This window comes from Lentisalinibacter orientalis, assembly GCF_040706535.1.
GTDB classification, from domain to species: Bacteria; Pseudomonadota; Gammaproteobacteria; order Steroidobacterales; family Woeseiaceae; genus Lentisalinibacter; species Lentisalinibacter orientalis.
In genome coordinates, this window is sequence record NZ_JAPDRJ010000001.1 from 676,886 (window position 1) to 691,945 (window position 15,060).

Annotated in this window: 17 protein-coding genes; 12 read left to right on the forward strand and 5 right to left on the reverse strand. The window is 68.9% G+C overall.

Features of this window, described 5'->3' with window-relative positions; genetic code table 11:
• Positions 1-328: 328 nt before the first annotated feature.
• From glnA to ACJMK0_RS02970, 5 genes are all read left to right on the forward strand, one after another.
• A complete protein-coding gene (glnA, locus tag ACJMK0_RS02950) occupies positions 329-1,738 on the forward strand; it encodes a glutamate--ammonia ligase (protein ID WP_405235344.1) in 1,410 nt (469 codons plus the stop codon).
• A gap of 73 nt (positions 1,739-1,811) precedes the next feature.
• Positions 1,812-2,345 (forward strand): DUF4124 domain-containing protein, encoded by a 534-nt coding sequence (locus tag ACJMK0_RS02955; RefSeq protein ID WP_405235346.1) that lies wholly within the window; start codon positions 1,812-1,814, stop codon positions 2,343-2,345.
• The gene (gene glnL / locus ACJMK0_RS02960) at positions 2,249-3,433 is read left to right on the forward strand and encodes a nitrogen regulation protein NR(II) (protein WP_405235348.1); all 1,185 of its coding nucleotides are present in this window, start codon (positions 2,249-2,251) and stop codon (positions 3,431-3,433) included. The genes ACJMK0_RS02955 and glnL overlap by 97 nt, the downstream gene beginning before the upstream one ends.
• Entirely contained in the window at positions 3,430-4,836 is a 1,407-nt protein-coding gene (ntrC, locus tag ACJMK0_RS02965; RefSeq protein WP_405235350.1) for a nitrogen regulation protein NR(I), read from the forward strand. The genes glnL and ntrC overlap by 4 nt, the downstream gene beginning before the upstream one ends.
• A gap of 117 nt (positions 4,837-4,953) precedes the next feature.
• A complete protein-coding gene (locus ACJMK0_RS02970) occupies positions 4,954-5,583 on the forward strand; it encodes a peroxiredoxin-like family protein (RefSeq protein ID WP_405235352.1) in 630 nt (209 codons plus the stop codon).
• A 6-nt stretch (positions 5,584-5,589) separates the two neighbouring features.
• On the opposite strand, the gene ACJMK0_RS02975 is transcribed toward ACJMK0_RS02970, so the two are convergent.
• A complete protein-coding gene (locus ACJMK0_RS02975; RefSeq protein WP_405235354.1) occupies positions 5,590-6,588 on the reverse strand; it encodes a dihydroorotate dehydrogenase in 999 nt (332 codons plus the stop codon).
• A gap of 48 nt (positions 6,589-6,636) precedes the next feature.
• Between ACJMK0_RS02975 and ACJMK0_RS02980 the strand changes: the two genes are divergently transcribed.
• The gene (locus ACJMK0_RS02980; protein WP_405235356.1) at positions 6,637-7,107 is read left to right on the forward strand and encodes a tRNA (cytidine(34)-2'-O)-methyltransferase; all 471 of its coding nucleotides are present in this window, start codon (positions 6,637-6,639) and stop codon (positions 7,105-7,107) included.
• Positions 7,108-7,129: 22 nt separating this feature from the next.
• Here ACJMK0_RS02980 and ACJMK0_RS02985 read toward each other — a convergent pair whose 3' ends face one another.
• The 4 genes from ACJMK0_RS02985 to ACJMK0_RS03000 are packed head-to-tail and all read right to left on the reverse strand — an operon-like array spanning position 7,130 to position 9,435.
• A complete protein-coding gene (locus tag ACJMK0_RS02985; protein ID WP_405235358.1) occupies positions 7,130-8,182 on the reverse strand; it encodes an NAD(P)H-dependent glycerol-3-phosphate dehydrogenase in 1,053 nt (350 codons plus the stop codon).
• Positions 8,183-8,194: 12 nt separating this feature from the next.
• Complete coding sequence (secB, locus tag ACJMK0_RS02990; protein WP_405235360.1) at positions 8,195-8,665, reverse strand: protein-export chaperone SecB; 471 nt, start codon at positions 8,663-8,665, stop codon at positions 8,195-8,197.
• A gap of 21 nt (positions 8,666-8,686) precedes the next feature.
• Positions 8,687-9,001 (reverse strand): glutaredoxin 3, encoded by a 315-nt coding sequence (grxC, locus tag ACJMK0_RS02995; protein ID WP_405235362.1) that lies wholly within the window; start codon positions 8,999-9,001, stop codon positions 8,687-8,689.
• Positions 8,998-9,435 (reverse strand): rhodanese-like domain-containing protein, encoded by a 438-nt coding sequence (locus tag ACJMK0_RS03000; protein ID WP_405235363.1) that lies wholly within the window; start codon positions 9,433-9,435, stop codon positions 8,998-9,000. Before ACJMK0_RS03000 ends, grxC begins: the two co-directional genes overlap by 4 nt.
• A gap of 145 nt (positions 9,436-9,580) precedes the next feature.
• Between ACJMK0_RS03000 and ACJMK0_RS03005 the strand changes: the two genes are divergently transcribed.
• The 6 genes from ACJMK0_RS03005 (at position 9,581) to ACJMK0_RS03030 (ending at position 15,037) form a co-directional block, all read left to right on the forward strand.
• On the forward strand, positions 9,581-10,702 hold the full coding sequence (locus ACJMK0_RS03005) for a murein hydrolase activator EnvC family protein (RefSeq protein ID WP_405235365.1): 1,122 nt from the start codon (positions 9,581-9,583) through the stop codon (positions 10,700-10,702).
• Between the two features lie 82 nt (positions 10,703-10,784).
• Entirely contained in the window at positions 10,785-12,008 is a 1,224-nt protein-coding gene (locus ACJMK0_RS03010; protein ID WP_405235367.1) for a S41 family peptidase, read from the forward strand.
• Positions 12,005-12,811, forward strand: a complete 807-nt coding sequence (locus ACJMK0_RS03015; RefSeq protein ID WP_405235368.1) for a divergent polysaccharide deacetylase family protein — start codon at positions 12,005-12,007, stop codon at positions 12,809-12,811. The genes ACJMK0_RS03010 and ACJMK0_RS03015 overlap by 4 nt, the downstream gene beginning before the upstream one ends.
• Positions 12,766-13,338, forward strand: a complete 573-nt coding sequence (locus ACJMK0_RS03020; protein WP_405235370.1) for a DJ-1 family glyoxalase III — start codon at positions 12,766-12,768, stop codon at positions 13,336-13,338. The genes ACJMK0_RS03015 and ACJMK0_RS03020 overlap by 46 nt, the downstream gene beginning before the upstream one ends.
• Positions 13,339-13,360: 22 nt before the next feature.
• Positions 13,361-14,434, forward strand: a complete 1,074-nt coding sequence (locus ACJMK0_RS03025; RefSeq protein ID WP_405235372.1) for a GGDEF domain-containing protein — start codon at positions 13,361-13,363, stop codon at positions 14,432-14,434.
• A 39-nt stretch (positions 14,435-14,473) separates the two neighbouring features.
• Positions 14,474-15,037: a DUF1214 domain-containing protein gene (locus ACJMK0_RS03030; RefSeq protein WP_405235374.1), complete on the forward strand. Its 564-nt coding sequence runs from the start codon at positions 14,474-14,476 to the stop codon at positions 15,035-15,037.
• The last annotated feature ends 23 nt before the right edge of the window (positions 15,038-15,060 follow it).

Consider the following 15,060-nt stretch of genomic DNA (forward strand, 5'->3'; position numbering starts at 1 on the left):
TCACAAAAGACGCCGCAGTATACCGGACCGGGGGCGCCCTGCCGATCCGTCCGGCCCGCAGGCACCCACGGCCGCCCGGCCCTGCAAGTTTTGAACTATTTTGGTGCAAAAGGGCGTAGAATTGCACATAGAAGGTGCAATCGCTCTCCGGCCGATTTCTTTTTATCCCCTCTATTCAGGGAGTTAGCATGCACCAAAAACTGGCACGCATCCTGCATGCGGCCAAGGTTCAGGTGCATCAGCGCATGTTGCCTTCCCGGGCATAGGGCCGGGGAAAAACATAACCACAGCACATAACCACAGCCAACGGAATTCTGGAGGAAACCCCATGACCCCTGCTGAAGTACTCAGCCTTATAAAAGAAAAGGACGTCAAGTTCGTCGACTACCGGTTCACCGACACCAAGGGCAAGGAGCAGCACGTGACCGTGCCTGCCCACACCATGGAAGACGAGGTGTTCGAGGAGGGCAAGATGTTCGACGGCTCGTCCATCGCGGGCTGGAAGGGCATCAACGAGTCGGACATGATCCTGATGCCCGACCCGACGACGGCCGTACTGGACGTCTTCTGCGAGGAGACGACCCTGAATCTGCGTTGCGACGTCGTCGAGCCCTCCACCATGCAGGGCTACGAGCGGGATCCCCGTTCGCTCGCCAGGCGTGCCGAGGAATACCTGAAGTCCACCGGCATCGCCGACGTGGCCTACTTCGGCCCGGAGAACGAGTTCTTCGTGTTCGACGACGTGCGCTTCGGCTCCGCCATGGAAGGGGCGTACTACCACATCGATTCGTCCGAGGGTGCCTGGAACTCGGGCCGCGACGTACCGGAAGGCAACATGGGCCACCGCCCCGGCGTGAAGGGCGGCTATTTCCCGGTGCCGCCGGTGGACAGCCTGCACGACATCCGCGGCGCCATGTGCCTCGCGCTCGAGGAGATGGGCCTGAAGACGGAGGTGCATCACCACGAGGTGGCCACGGCCGGCCAGTGCGAGATCGGTGTCGCCTTCAACTCGCTCACGCGCAAGGCGGACGAGGTGCAGATCCTGAAGTATGTCGTGCACAACGTGGCGCACGGCTACGGCAAGACCGCCACCTTCATGCCGAAGCCGCTGGTGAACGACAACGGTAACGGCATGCACGTGCACCAGTCGCTCGCGAAGGACGGCAAGAATCTCTTCACCGGCGACGGCTACGGCGGCCTGTCGGAGACGGCGCTGTACTACATCGGCGGCATCATGAAGCACGCGAAGGCGCTGAACGCCTTCACCAACCCGGCCACGAACAGCTACAAGCGGCTGATCCCCGGCTTCGAGGCGCCCACCATCCTCGCCTACTCGGCGCGGAACCGCTCCGCCTCCATCCGCGTGCCCTACATCGCGAACCCGAAGGCGCGCCGCATCGAGGTGCGCTTCCCGGATTCGATGGCGAACCCCTACTTCGCGTTCGCCGCGATGATGATGGCCGGCCTCGACGGCATCCAGAACAAGATCCACCCCGGCGACCCGGCGGACAAGGATCTCTACGACCTGCCGCCCGAGGAGGAGAAGAACCTGCAGACGGTCTGCTTCTCGCTGGAGCAGGCGCTGCGCGCGCTGGACGAGGACCGCGACTTCCTGAAGGCCGGCGGCGTGTTCACGGACGACCTCATCGACGGTTATCTCGCGCTGAAGGAGGAGAACGTACAGCTGCTCCGGATGACGACCCACCCGGTCGAGTTCGAGATGTACTACAGCCTCTGACCGGATCCGGCGTCCGGGCGATTATGTCGCCCGGACGCTGGCCCGCTCCGGGGGTGCAGGTTATGCTAGCGGCATGCGCCTTACCGTATTCTTCGTCGCACTGCTGCTCGTCCAGCCCGCCCTCGCCCAGGTCTATCGCTGGGTGGACGAGGACGGCGTCGTGCACTACACCGACCGTCCGGTCGAAGGTGCCGAGGTCGTCGATCTGCCGGAGTCCAGGGGCACCACCTTCCGCCGGCCGGCGCCGATTCCGTCGGCGGACAGGGCCGCGGCGGCCGAAGAGGATGCCGATCAGGGCTTCACTTACCGGAGCTTCCAGATCGTGCAGCCGTCTGACGAGGAGACACTTTGGAATATAGGCGCCACACTGGATGTGTCGTTGAGCCTGACACCGGGCCTCAGGGAGGGTCACGAGATCGAGGTGTGGTTCGACGGCTCGGTGTTGGAGAGCCGCGCACCCCGGAGCCTCAGCTTCACGATACCGGAGGTGTACCGGGGCACCCACACTCTGTGGGCACGGGTGCTGGACTCCGGCGGCCAGGTGCTCATCCAGAGCAACGAGATCACGTTCTACGTACAGCAGACCTCGGTGATCAATCCTCCCTGATCGGCACCGGCGGGTCTGATGCCGAGGGGGCCCGCGTCATCATCGAGTATCTCTCAACCAGCGTCATCCTCCTGGATGACGAATTCCGCGTCGTCGACCTGAACCCTGCGGCCGAGAATCTCCTCGGCGTCAGTCACGAACGGGCCCGCGGCACGCCGCTGGTCAGCTTGTGCGGCGACAACCGGAAGCTCGCTGAGGTCCTGCAGCGGGCGCTCGACGCCGGCCAGACCTTTGCGCGCGAAATCACCTTCGCCACGCGCAACGGCGACGACGACCAGCGCATAACCGACTGCCGGGTCACGCCCCACGGCGGCATCCGCCCCGACGTCACACTCATCGTGGAGTTCTCGGACGTCACCCGGCGCTCGCGCATTACCCGGGAGAACGCGCTGCTGGCGCAGCACTTCACCGGCCGCAAGATCATCCGCCAGCTCGCCCACGAGATAAAGAACCCGCTCGGCGGCCTGCGCGGCGCCGCCCAGCTGCTCGAGCGCCAGCTCGCCAGCCCGGAGCTGAAGGAATACACCGGCGTCATCATTCGTGAGGCGGACCGTCTCGCGGGCCTGGTGGATTCGCTGCTCGGGCCCGGCGGCCAGGTCGCCCGGCGCGAGACCAACATCCACGAGGTGCTGGAACACGTGGCCCAGCTGGTCTCCGCGGAGACCGAGGGCAGCTTGCGCCTCGAGAGGGACTACGACCCGGGTCTGCCGCCGATGATGCTCGACCGGGACCTGATGGTGCAGGCCGTGCTGAATCTCGTACGCAATGCCGTGGCCGCGACCGGCCCCGCCGGCACCGTGACGCTGCGCACCCGGGCGATCACCAACTTCACCATCGGCGACATCCGCCACCGGGTCATCGCCAGCATCGACGTGGAGGACGACGGGCCGGGGATCCCCGAGGAATTGCAGGACTCCGTGTTCTATCCGCTGGTTACCAGCCGGCCCGAGGGCACCGGCCTCGGCCTGCCGCTGGCGCAGGAACTGGTGAACCGCCACGGCGGGCTCATCGAGTTCACCAGCCGGCCCGGTTCCACCGTCTTTCACATCCGGCTGCCGCTGACCGAGCCGGACGGGCGCAGGCCATGAACGACAGCCACGTCAGAGTCTGGGTGGTCGACGACGATCATTCGGTGCGCTGGGTGCTGGACCAGGCGCTCGCCCAGTCCGGCATGGAGCCCCGCTGCTTCGACCGGGCCGAGGATTTTCTGGACGCCCTCGGCGACTCCGTGCCCGACGTGGTCATCACCGACGTGCGCATGCCCGGCATCGACGGGCTGGAGCTCATGCAGCGGCTTAACAAGGATCATCCGGACCTGCCCGTCATCGTCATCACCGCGCACTCGGATCTGGACAGCGCCGTCGCCGCCTACCAGGGCGGCGCGTTCGAATACCTGCCGAAACCCTTCGACGTGGACGAGGCGGTGGAGCTGGTTCGCCGGGCCCGCCGCGAGCGCGCCAGCCGGGAGGTGGAGGAGGGCGAGAGCCAGCCGGTGATCCCCACGCTGATCGGCCAGGCCCCCGCCATGCAGGAGGTGTTCCGTTCCATCGGCCGGCTGGCGCGCTCCAGCATGACGGTGCTGATCACCGGCGAGTCCGGCACGGGCAAGGAGCTGGTGGCCCGGGCGCTGCATCAGCACAGCCCCCGCTCGCGCAAGCCGTTCGTCGCGCTGAACACCTCGGCCATCGCCTCCGAGCTGCTGGAGTCGGAGCTGTTCGGCCACGAGCGCGGCGCGTTCACCGGGGCCGACTCCCGCCGCACCGGCCGCTTCGAGCAGGCCGACGGCGGCACCCTGTTCCTCGACGAGATCGGTGACATGTCGGCCGCCCTGCAGACCCGCCTTCTGCGGGTGCTCGCCGAGAGCGAGTTCTACCGGGTGGGCGGTCAGGTGCCCATCCGCGTGGACGTCCGCGTGATCGCGGCCACCAATCACGACCTCGGGCGCGCGGTGAAGGAAGGCACGTTCCGCGAAGATCTGTTCCATCGCCTGAACGTCATCCGCATCGAGACCCCGCCGCTGCGCGAGCGCCGCGAGGACATCCCGCTGCTGCTCGCCCACTACCTCGGCGCGGCCGCGCGGGAGCTCGGCATCGAGGCGAAGACGCTGAGCGACGAGGCGCTGGCGATACTCACCGCCTTCGACTGGCCGGGCAACGTCCGCCAGCTGGTGAACGCCTGCCGCAGGCTGACCGTCACCGCGCCCGGCAACGTCATCGGCCCTGCGGACATCCCGCCCGAACTGGGCGGGCGGCGGGCCGAGGTTACCGGCCGGCAGAACTGGGCGGTGAGCCTCGCGCGCTGGGCGGAGCAGCGGCTGCGCACGCCGGGGGCGCCCCCGTTGCTGGACGAGGCCCTGCCCGAGTTCGAGCGCACGCTGATCCGCGCCGCACTGGCGGAATCGAACGGCCATCGCCAGGAGGCGGCCCGGCTGCTCGGCTGGGGACGCAACACGCTGACCCGCAAGATCCGCTCCCTGGAGATCGAGGACTGACCCGGGGAACCGTTCCCGCGGCCGGGCTGAAATAAACTCCGGGAATAAAACCCCGGAAATAAAACCCCGGCCCGCCCGGTCTCCGTCCGTGAATCAGCAATCGCACGGATAAAGATCATGCAGCCCCGCACGCGCCTACAGACTCCCCTCGTTTTCGTCCTGTACGCCCTGATGGCCGTGGCGGCCGCCTCCCAGCAGGTCCCCGACGACGCGGCCGACGTTCGCCCGCTCGATGTCGGCGAGCGAGCCCCGGCCTTCGAGGCCCCGGCACCGGACGGCAGCGTCTACGACTTCCGCCCGGACGAGCTGGACCGCCCCGCGATCCTGATCTTCTACCGGGGCGGCTGGTGCCCCTACTGCAACAGCCACCTGGCCGAGCTGCGCGACGCCGTTCCGAAGCTGCAGGACGCCGGCTACGAGGTCCTGTTCCTGTCCGCCGACCGGCCGTCCCGCCTGCGTGCCAGTCTGGAAGAGCCGGACCTGGACTACCGGCTTCTGTCCGATGCCTCGATGGCGATCGCGCGCGACTGGGGCATCGCGTTCCGCGTGGACGACGAGACCGCCGAGCGCTATCGCAGCCTCGGCATCGACCTCGCAGCCGCGTCCGGCTACGACCATCAGCAACTACCGGTACCCAGCGTATTCCTGGTGGACGTCGACGGCTTCGTTCGTTTCCGCTACGTGAACCCGGACTATCGGGAAAGGCTCAGCGCAGAAGCGCTGCTCGAGGCCGCCGGCGTCGACTGACGCCGCTCAGCAGACCGGCGCGTTGCCCCGTTCGGGAATCTGCAGGGAGCCGACCAGGGCCTCCACCGACGGGATGCCGTGGCGGGACAGATAATCGGCGATGCCGTCGTTGATCTTGCGGCAGAGCAGCGGCTCGTAGAACAGCGCCGTGCCGATGCCGACGGTGGTGGCGCCGGCGATCAGGAACTCCAGCGCGTCCTGCGCGGTGTGGATGCCGCCCTGACCGATGATGGGTACGCCGTGGCGCTTCGCCACCTGGTACACCTGGTGCACCTTCAGCAAGGCGATGGGCCGTATGGCGGGACCGGACAGCCCGCCCTGCACGTTGCCGATCACCGGCGTGCGCGACTCGGTGTCGATGGCCATGCCCATGATGGTGTTGATGACGGCCAGCGCGTCGCTGCCCGCCTCGATGCAGGCGCGGGCGTTCTCCGCGATGTCGGTCTGGTTCGGCGATAGCTTGGTGATGATGGGCTTGTCCGTCACCTTGCGGCAGGCCTCCACCACCCGCGCCGACATCTCCGGGTAATTGCCGAAGGCGACGCCGCCCTCCTTGATGTTGGGGCAGGAGATGTTGATCTCGATGGCGTCGATGGGCGAGTCGTCGAAGCGCCGGGTCACCTCGGCGTAGTCTTCGATGGTGGAGCCGCAGACGTTGGCGAAGAAGCGGGTCTCCTCGAAGTCCAGCGTGGGCAGGATCTCGTCCACCACCTTGTCCGCGCCGGGGTTCTGCAGGCCGATGGCATTCAGCATGCCCATCGGCGTCTCCCAGATGCGATGGGGCGGGTTGCCGAGGCGGGGCTCCGGCGTCGTGCCCTTCAGCACGACGGCGCCGACGTCCCGGTTGGAGAAACCCTCCACCCGGGTGTACTCCTCGCCGAAGCCGACGCAGCCGGACAGCAGCACGATGGGTGATGCCAGTTCCAGGCCGCAGAAGCGCACGCCGGCGGGGTGCGCGCTCTCCGTCGCCTGCACGGCGTTCTTCGCGTCGGTGGCTGCAACCATGTCGTCGAGGTTCGGTCCGTGGGACGATGCGTGGGACAATGACGGACGATGTTCAGCCTGATCCTGTATCAGCCCGAGATACCGCCGAATACGGGCAATATCATACGCCTTTGCGCCAATACGGGCACGGCGCTGCACCTCGTGCGGCCGCTCGGTTTCGAGCTGGACGAGCGGCGGCTGCGGCGCGCGGGGCTGGACTACCGGGAGTTCGCCAGCGTGAGCGTGCACGACGATCTCGCCGCATGCCGGGAGGCGCTGGGCCGGCCGCGGCTGTTCGCCTTCTCCACCCGCGGCACGCGCCGCTACGACGCCGTCCGCTACGAGCCGGGCGACGCGCTGATGTTCGGGCCGGAGACGCGGGGATTGCCGGACGCGGTGCTGTCTTCTCTCGACGAGTCCTGCCGCCTGCGCCTGCCGATGGCGACGGTGTCCGGCAACCGCAGCCTGAACCTGTCGAACGCGGCCGCCGTCGCGCTGTTCGAGGCCTGGCGCCAGCAGGATTTCGCCGGCGGCGCCTGAGCGGTGCCCCGAAGCCTGGTCGCTAGATCACGTTCTCCGGCTTCAGCGCGCGGCGCATCAGGTCGGTGACCGCCTCCTGGGGCGACTTCTGCTCGTAGATGATGCGGTAGATCTGCTCGGCGATCGGCATCTCCACGCCGAGTGCCTGGGCCTTCTCCCACACGGCCCGCGCGGCCAGCACGCCTTCCACCACCTGCTTGATCTCGGCCTCCGCCTCCGCCACCGTCTTGCCGGCAGCCAGCGCAAGGCCCATGCGCCGGTTGCGCGACTGGTTGTCGGTGCAGGTCAGCACCAGGTCGCCCATGCCGGCGAGTCCCATGAAGGTGTCCCGTTCGGCGCCCACCGCCACGCCAAGCCGGGTCATCTCGATGAGTCCGCGGGTGATGAGCGCGATGCGGGTGTTGGCGCCGAAGCCCAGCCCGTCCGACAGGCCGGCGCCGATGGCCAGCACGTTCTTGACCGCGCCGCCCACCTCGACGCCGATCATGTCGGCCGAGGTATAGGCGCGGAAATTGTCGGTGGAGATGCTCTCGGCGATCTCGCGGGCGAAGTCCGCGTCCGGCGAGGCAATGGTCAGCGCGGTCGGCAGGCCGGCGCCCACTTCCTTCGCGAACGTGGGGCCCGACAGCACTGCCACGGACACATCTTCACCGAGTACTTCCCGTGCCACCTCGTGGGGCAGCTTGCCGGTCTCGAGCTCGAAGCCCTTGGTGGCCCAGGACACCCGCAGCGGCAGGCGGGCGGCATCGCGCACCTTCACCAGCGTTTCCCGGAGGCCGTGGCTCGGCACCACGATCAGCACGTCCGTGACGCCGTCGAGCGCGGCCGCCAGATCGGGTTCCGGATGCAGCGCCTCCGGGAAACGTGCGCCGGGCAGATAGCCCGGATTCTCGCGGAGTTCGCGCATCTCCGCCACCTCGTCGGTCTCGCGTCCCCACATGCGGGTCTCGCGGCCGGTGCGCGCATACTGGATGGCCAGCGCCGTGCCCCAGGAGCCGGCGCCGATGACGGCGACCGGTCCCGCCGATGACGGCGATGCCGGCGATGACGATGACGCTGCTCCCCCCCGGGTCATGGCGCCCCGCCCTCAGTTCTGCTGTTCGGTCGGCGGAGTCGCGCCTTCCTGGCGTGACTGGGCATACAGGCCGTCGAAGTCGATCGGCTGTAGCAGGAACTCGGGGAATCCGCCCCGCTGGACCACGCTGGCCACCGCCTCGCGCACGTAGGGATAGAGCACGCCCGGGCAGAAGCTGCCCAGGAGGATGCCCCGGTGCTCCTCGCTGATGCCCGCCAGGCCGAACAGGCCCGCCTGCTGGATCTCCATCAGGAAGACCGTCTTCTCCTCCGCTTTCGCCTCGACGGTCACCGTGAGGACGACCTCGTAGGTGCCGCCTTCGAGCTCCCGGTGGCCGGAGCGCAGATTCAGCTGGGTCTTCGGCTTCAGGTCCTGGGTGAAGACCTGCGGCGCGTTCGGCGATTCGAACGACAGGTCCTTCACGTAGATCTTCTGCAGGGTGACCTGTCCGCCCGCCTGTTCGTTGCTGCCCTGTTCACTCATAGCCGTGTCCCGTCCTTTCCGTCATTCGTTGTGCTCCGTGATACCCAGGAGCCGGTCCAGGCGGCCGCTGCGATCCAGCGCCGCCATGTCGTCGTAACCGCCCACGTGCTCGTCGCCGATGAAGATCTGCGGCACGCTCGAGCGTCCGCTGAGGGATTCCATCTCGGCGCGCCGCGTAGGGTCGCTGGTCAGGTCGATCTCCTCGAACTGCACGCCCTTGCCGCGCAGCAGGTCCCTGGCCGCCACGCAGTAGGGGCACCAGCCGGTGGCGTACATGCGCACGGGCACCGGGGCCGGTGTACCGGACGTATCGGATGTGCTGGTCGCGTTCATCATCCACCCTTTTTCTTCTTGCGGCCGGTCACCAGCGGCAGGCTCTCCTGCTGCCATGCCGCGAGACCGCCCCGCAGGCTGAAAACGTTCTCCAGGCCGGCGCCGCGCAGTTTCGCCGCGGCCCGTCCGGCTGCGAGGCCGTTGTCGTCCACCAGCAGCACCGAGTGCTCCGCCGCGTCGCCGAGCCGGTCGCGCTCCAGCTGGTCCGCCGGGATGTTGCGCGCGTTCACGATGTGGCCCTTGGCGTAGCTCTCGGGGTTGCGCACGTCCACCACGACGGCGTCGTTGTTGATCAGCCGCACCGCATCCAGGGGTCCGAGGTCGGTCAGGCCCTGGCGCTTGCGCCGGATCTCCGTGAACACCAGCAGGAAGAAGCTGGCCATGAGACCGAGCATCAGAATCGGGTGATTGCCGGAGAATTCGATCAGTCTGTCCATGGCTGCGGGTCGTGGTGCCGGGTTAGCGGGAGGCCGGTTGCCGGAGAGCGCCGCAGTATACCAGTGATGAGGGCCTGTTCCGTCCCCGACGTCCACGCTCTATCCTTGGCGGATGCGCCGCGCCGCCCTCCTCCTTTTAATATGCGTGCTGCCGCTTGCGGGCGGCGCCGACGACGAGGAGCGCGCCCGCATCAAGGAGCAGGAACTGGCCGAGGTGCGCGAGCGCATCGCGGAGCTGACGCGGAGCATCGAGCGCCAGAACCGGCGCCGCGACGAACTCAGCGCGGAGCTGGGCGAGGCGGAGGCGGCCATCGGCCGGGTCCGGGTGAAGCTGGAGCGCATCGAGGCCGGGGTGCGCGAGAGCCGTGCCCGCCTCGACGATATCGCGCGCCAGCAGGCCGAGCGCCTGGGCGAACTCGAGGCCGAGAAGGAGCGACTGGGCGGCCAGATACGGGCGGCGTATACCAGCGGCCGGCAGGAGCGGATCAAGCTGCTCCTGAACCAGGAGAACCCGGCGGAACTCGGCCGCCTGCTGGCCTACTACGGTTACCTGAATCGGGTGCGGGGCGAGAACATCCGCGAGGTCCGCGGTCAGCTCGACGCGCTGGCTGCGCTGCGCCGCCAGGAAGCCGAGGAGCAGGCGAGGCTCGCGGAGCTGGCGGAGGAGGAACGCCAGGAACTCGCCCGGCTGGCCGCCTCCCGCAGCGAGCGGCAGCGGCTGGTGGTCGCCATCGAGGCGGAGATTGCCGCCCGGGGCGACGAGGTGGAGCGGCTGCGCCGCCAGGAGGAGGACCTGACCCGCCTGATCGCCGAGCTCTCCTCCATCCTGGCCGACTACCCCATCACCTCCGAGGAGCCTTTCGGGCGGCTGAAGGGCCGGCTGACCTGGCCGGTGGCCGGGCGCCTGATCCAGGACTACGGCCAGCCCCGGGGCAACGGCCGCCTGCGCTGGAACGGCGTGCTGATCGCCGCGCCCGCCGGCAAGGAGGTGCGCTCGGTCTACCATGGCCGGGTCGCCTACGCCGACTGGCTGCCCGGCCTCGGCCTGCTCGTCATCGTGGACCACGGCGACGGCTACCTGTCGCTGTACGGGCACAACGAGTCCCTGCTGAAGTCCGCCGGCGACTGGGTGGCGCCCGGCGACGTCGTGGCCACGGTCGGCCAGAGCGGCGGTCAGGCGGTGCCGGCGCTGTACTTCGAGATCCGGCAGGGCCGCAAGCCCGTGGATCCCGGCGACTGGGTGAGCCGCCGTCCGGGCGGCGGCTGAACGCCGACCCCGTCACTCCCCAGCCCGCCGTGGCTGTGCTATCTTCGAAGCCTGATTCCGGCAACGGAGTCCGGAGCTTTCTATGTCCCTGAAAATCCGCGGTATTCTGGTACTCGTCGTCGGCGCCATGCTGGGTCTCAGCCTGTCGCTGGGCGGCGGCGTGCTGGCGGACCGACAGGGCGAGGGAGACGAGGACCTGCCCTGGGAGCAGGCCCGGCTGCTGGCCGAGGTCATGGAGCGGGTCAAGCGCGACTACGTCGACGACGTCGACGACCGCCGGCTGATGGAAGCCGCCATCCGCGGCATGGTGGCGGACCTCGACCCCCACTCCCGGTTCCTCGACGAGGAGCAGTACGAGGAGATCCGCATCAGCACCACCGGCAATTACTCCGGCGTGGGCATAGAAGTCAGCATGGACGGCGGCGAGGTGCGGGTGGTGGCTCCCTTCGACGGCACGCCGGCCCAGCAGGCGGGCATCGAGCCGGGCGACGTCATCATCGCCATCGACGACCTGCCGGTCGACCACGAGAACCTGGACGAGACCGTCAGCCGCATGCGCGGCAAGGTGGGCACCCGGGTCAAGTTGACCGTGATGCGCGGCGAGGAGTCGCTGGACTTCTCACTGCTGCGGGCCAACGTGCACGTGGAGAGCGTGCGGGCCCATCTGCTGGACGACGATCTCGGTTACGTGCGGGTCACCCAGTTCAGCGAGGCCACCAGCCGGGACCTGAAACGCGCCCTGCGCGGCCTGGAGCAGGAGAACGGCGGCGACCTGGCCGGCCTGGTGCTCGATCTGCGCAATAATCCGGGCGGCGTGCTGGATGCGGCGGTGGACGTCTCCGACCTGTTCCTCGACGAAGGGCTGATCGTCTCGGCGGAGGGCCGCAGCGAGGAGGCACGTTTCTCCCACAGCGCCCGGCGGGGCGACGTGCTGGACGGGGCCGAACTGGTGGTGCTGGTGAACGGCGGCTCGGCCTCGGCATCCGAGATCGTGGCCGGTGCGCTGCAGGACAATCATCGGGCCGTCGTCATGGGCACCCACACCTTCGGCAAGGGCTCGGTGCAGACGGTGATGCCGCTGTCGAACGGCCATGCGATCAAGCTGACCACTTCCCGGTATTTCACGCCCTCCGGCGCCAGCATCCACGAGACCGGCATCACGCCGGACGTCGTGATCGAGCAGCCGCCCGAGGCGCCGGTGGCCTCCGCCATACTGGCACCGCCCGACGCGGCGGTGGACCGGCAGCTCGCGGGGGCGATCGACCGGATCACCCGGCCTCGTATCGTACAAAGCAAGGCACCGTGACGCGTCTCGCGGGACTGCTGATCCCGGCGTTACTCGGGTATGCGGCTCTGAGCCATGCCTCCGCCGGGGAGGCAGCGCCGCGCATCGCCATCATCATCGACGATCTCGGCTATGGCCGGGCGGCCGGCGAACGCGCGACGCGCCTGCCGGGCCCCGTTGCCTGCGCCGTGCTGCCGGGCACGCCCCACGGCCCCCGCCTGGCCCGGCTGGCCCACGCGGCAGGCAAGCAGGTCATGCTGCACCTGCCGATGCAGTCGTTGGACGACATCGAACCGGCGCCCGGACTGTTCCAGGTGGACACCACGCGGGCGCAGCTCGCCTCGCGGGTGGCCGCCGACCTCGCCGCCATCCCCCACGTCACCGGCATCAACAACCACCGGGGCAGCCTGCTGACCCGGCATCCGGGCCACATGGCCTGGCTGATGGAGGAGATCGCCGCCCGCGAGGGGCTGTTCTTCATCGACAGCTATACCACCGCCGCCAGCGTCGCCCTGGGCATCGCCCGGGAGTCCGGCATTCCGGCCGCCCGCCGGGACGTGTTCCTGGACCCGGATCCGGACCCGGCGACCGTACGGCGGGAGTTCGACCGGCTGCTCGCGCTTGCGCGCCGGCACGGCACGGCGCTCGCGATCGGTCATCCCTACCCGGCCACGCTGGCGCTGCTGGAGAAGGAGCTGCCGCGGCTCGCCGAACTCGGCATCGAGCTGGTGAGCCCCGGCGACCTGGTCCGCATACGCACATCGGAGGCGAATCGATCATGGCCACCGTCCTCGTACCGCTTGCAGACGGCTTCGAAGAAATAGAAGCGGTCACCGTCGTCGACATCCTGCGCCGTGGCGGCGCCGAGGTGACCGTCGCCGGCCTGGCGCCGGGGCCCGTGCACGGCTCCCACGGCATCCAGCTGGTGCCGGACGAGACCCTGGACGACGTGCTGGGCCGCGACTACGACATGATCGTGCTGCCGGGCGGGCTGCCCGGCGCGGACAACCTGGAGGCCGACGAGCGCATCGGCGGGCTCCTGCGGCGCATGGCCGACAGCGGCCGTTTCACCGCCGCCGTCTGTGCGGCGCCGAAGGTGCTGGCGGCCGCGGGCCTGCTGGAGGGACGCCGCGCCACCAGCTTCCCCGGTTTCCTCGATCCCTACCGGGACGAGGGCGTGCAGCTGGCCGCGGACGCCGTGGTGCGGGACGGGCGCATCATCACCTCCCGCAGCGCGGGCACGGCCATGGATTTCGCGCTGGAGCTGGTGGCCGCGTTGCTCGGCGAGGAGCGCGCCATGGAAGTGGAACAGCGCCTGCGCCGGTCACACCCCCTGCGCGCCCCGGTGTGAGGGCCGACGGCGTGCATTGCCGGTGAGCCGGTCGTCCCGCGAACTGCCGGATCTCGACTGGGCGGAGCTCAGGGGCTTCGCGCGCAGCGTGGTCGAGGTGGAGTGGCTGCTGGTGGCGCTGGCGCTGGTCTACGTCTATTTCGCGGACTTCCCGGATGGTGGCCCGGGCAGCCCGGGGCTCTACGTGGCCTTCGTCACCGGCTTCGCCGCCAGCATCCTGGTGCTGCGCTACACGCCGGCCCTGCGTGGCACGCCGCGTCTGCTGATCGGCGTCGAGCTGGCGCTGATGACCCTGTTCGTGACGCTGGTGAGCTGGCAGACCGGCGGCGTGCACAGCCCGTTGATCAATCTGTACCTGCTGCCACTGGTGACCAGCGCGCTGGTCTTCGGCCGGCTCACCACGCTGTGGCTGTTCGTCTGCCTGGTGGCCTGCCTGTTCACGCTAATGACCGTCAGCCGCGGGGCGCCCGACCGCGAGGACTTCGCCGCGCTGTTCACGCTGCTCGCGCCGATGGCGCTGGTGGCGGTCCTGACGATGCTGCTGGCCGGCAACATCCGCGCCGGGCGCGCCCGCATCCGCGACCTGAGCGAGCGCGACGCGCTCACCGGACAGCTGAACATGCACGCCTTCACCCGCCGCCTGCAGGCCGAACACGAGCGCGCGAGCCACGAGGGTGGCCGCTATGCCGTCGTGGTCGTCGACGTGGACAACCTGAAGAAGATCAACGAGGAGTTCGGCCACGAGACCGGCAACCGCGCCATCCGCCTGGTGGTCAAGGCCATCCAGCGCTGCACGCGGCGGGCCGACACGCTCGCCCGTTTGGGCGGCGACGAGCTGATCCTGCTCTTGCCCGGCATCGACCGGACGACCGCCGAGCGCATCATGCTCAGGATACGCAACAGCGTGCACGCCACCACCTTCAGCGTGGGGCGGTCCATGATTCGCATCAGCGCCAGCCTGGGCGCGGCGGTCTATCCCGAGGACAGCGAGGATTACCGGCAGCTGCCCACGCTCGCCGACCGGGCGATGTACCGGGAGCGCGCCGAGCGCGAGCGGCTGGAGGCCGCCAAGCGACCCAGCGGTTATGCCGGCTGAGGATGCCCTCCGCGCTCCGCGGCGGGTTAAGCTAGTCTCATGAGACGCTTCGTCCATGCGCTGACCATGGTGCTGGCCGGGCTCCTGCTCGGCCTGGGCAGTGCCTGGTACGCCATCACCGGCGCTGCCGTCACCGGCGTGGCCTACGGCCCCTGGGAGAACAATCCGCTGGTGGGCAGCGCGACGGCGGGACCCTGGGACCGGGCGCGGGTCGCCCACCACGCGCTGCTGGGTCTGACCCGGGAGGAGGCCGTCTATTACGTCGCCACCCGTGACAGCGACGGCCGTCCCCTCTCCGCCGATGCCACCTACCGGGTCAGCGGCACCGCCGTTCCCGCCCGCTGGTGGAGCATCACGGCCTACGGTCCCGACTACTATCTGATGCCCAACGAACGGGGGGTTTATTCGTTCAACAGCGAGAGCGTGTCCCGCGGGGAGGACGGCGGCTTCGCATTCCTGGTCTCGCGTACGCCAAGGGAGGGTGACTGGCTGCCGCTCGGCGAGGTCAAGCGGTTCGACCTGCTGCTGCGGCTGTACAACCCGAGGGGCCGGGCGAGCGCGTCCGACCTGCCGGTGATCGAACGGGTGGACGGCGATGAGTGAGCGGCGCGCGGACCGATCGCCAG

Excerpts from the sequence above, each read along its gene's own strand:
- glnA (WP_405235344.1), top strand. The coding sequence starts at position 329 with ATGACCCCTGCTGAAGTACTCAGCCTTATAAAAGAAAAGGACGTCAAG.
- ACJMK0_RS02955 (WP_405235346.1), top strand. The coding sequence starts at position 1,812 with ATGCGCCTTACCGTATTCTTCGTCGCACTGCTGCTCGTCCAGCCCGCC.
- ntrC (WP_405235350.1), top strand. The coding sequence starts at position 3,430 with ATGAACGACAGCCACGTCAGAGTCTGGGTGGTCGACGACGATCATTCG.
- ACJMK0_RS02970 (WP_405235352.1), top strand. The coding sequence starts at position 4,954 with ATGCAGCCCCGCACGCGCCTACAGACTCCCCTCGTTTTCGTCCTGTAC.
- ACJMK0_RS02975 (WP_405235354.1), bottom strand. The coding sequence starts at position 6,588 with ATGGTTGCAGCCACCGACGCGAAGAACGCCGTGCAGGCGACGGAGAGC.
- ACJMK0_RS02980 (WP_405235356.1), top strand. The coding sequence starts at position 6,637 with ATGTTCAGCCTGATCCTGTATCAGCCCGAGATACCGCCGAATACGGGC.
- ACJMK0_RS02985 (WP_405235358.1), bottom strand. The coding sequence starts at position 8,182 with ATGACCCGGGGGGGAGCAGCGTCATCGTCATCGCCGGCATCGCCGTCA.
- secB (WP_405235360.1), bottom strand. The coding sequence starts at position 8,665 with ATGAGTGAACAGGGCAGCAACGAACAGGCGGGCGGACAGGTCACCCTG.
- grxC (WP_405235362.1), bottom strand. The coding sequence starts at position 9,001 with ATGATGAACGCGACCAGCACATCCGATACGTCCGGTACACCGGCCCCG.
- ACJMK0_RS03000 (WP_405235363.1), bottom strand. The coding sequence starts at position 9,435 with ATGGACAGACTGATCGAATTCTCCGGCAATCACCCGATTCTGATGCTC.
- ACJMK0_RS03010 (WP_405235367.1), top strand. The coding sequence starts at position 10,785 with ATGTCCCTGAAAATCCGCGGTATTCTGGTACTCGTCGTCGGCGCCATG.
- ACJMK0_RS03020 (WP_405235370.1), top strand. The coding sequence starts at position 12,766 with ATGGCCACCGTCCTCGTACCGCTTGCAGACGGCTTCGAAGAAATAGAA.
- ACJMK0_RS03030 (WP_405235374.1), top strand. The coding sequence starts at position 14,474 with ATGAGACGCTTCGTCCATGCGCTGACCATGGTGCTGGCCGGGCTCCTG.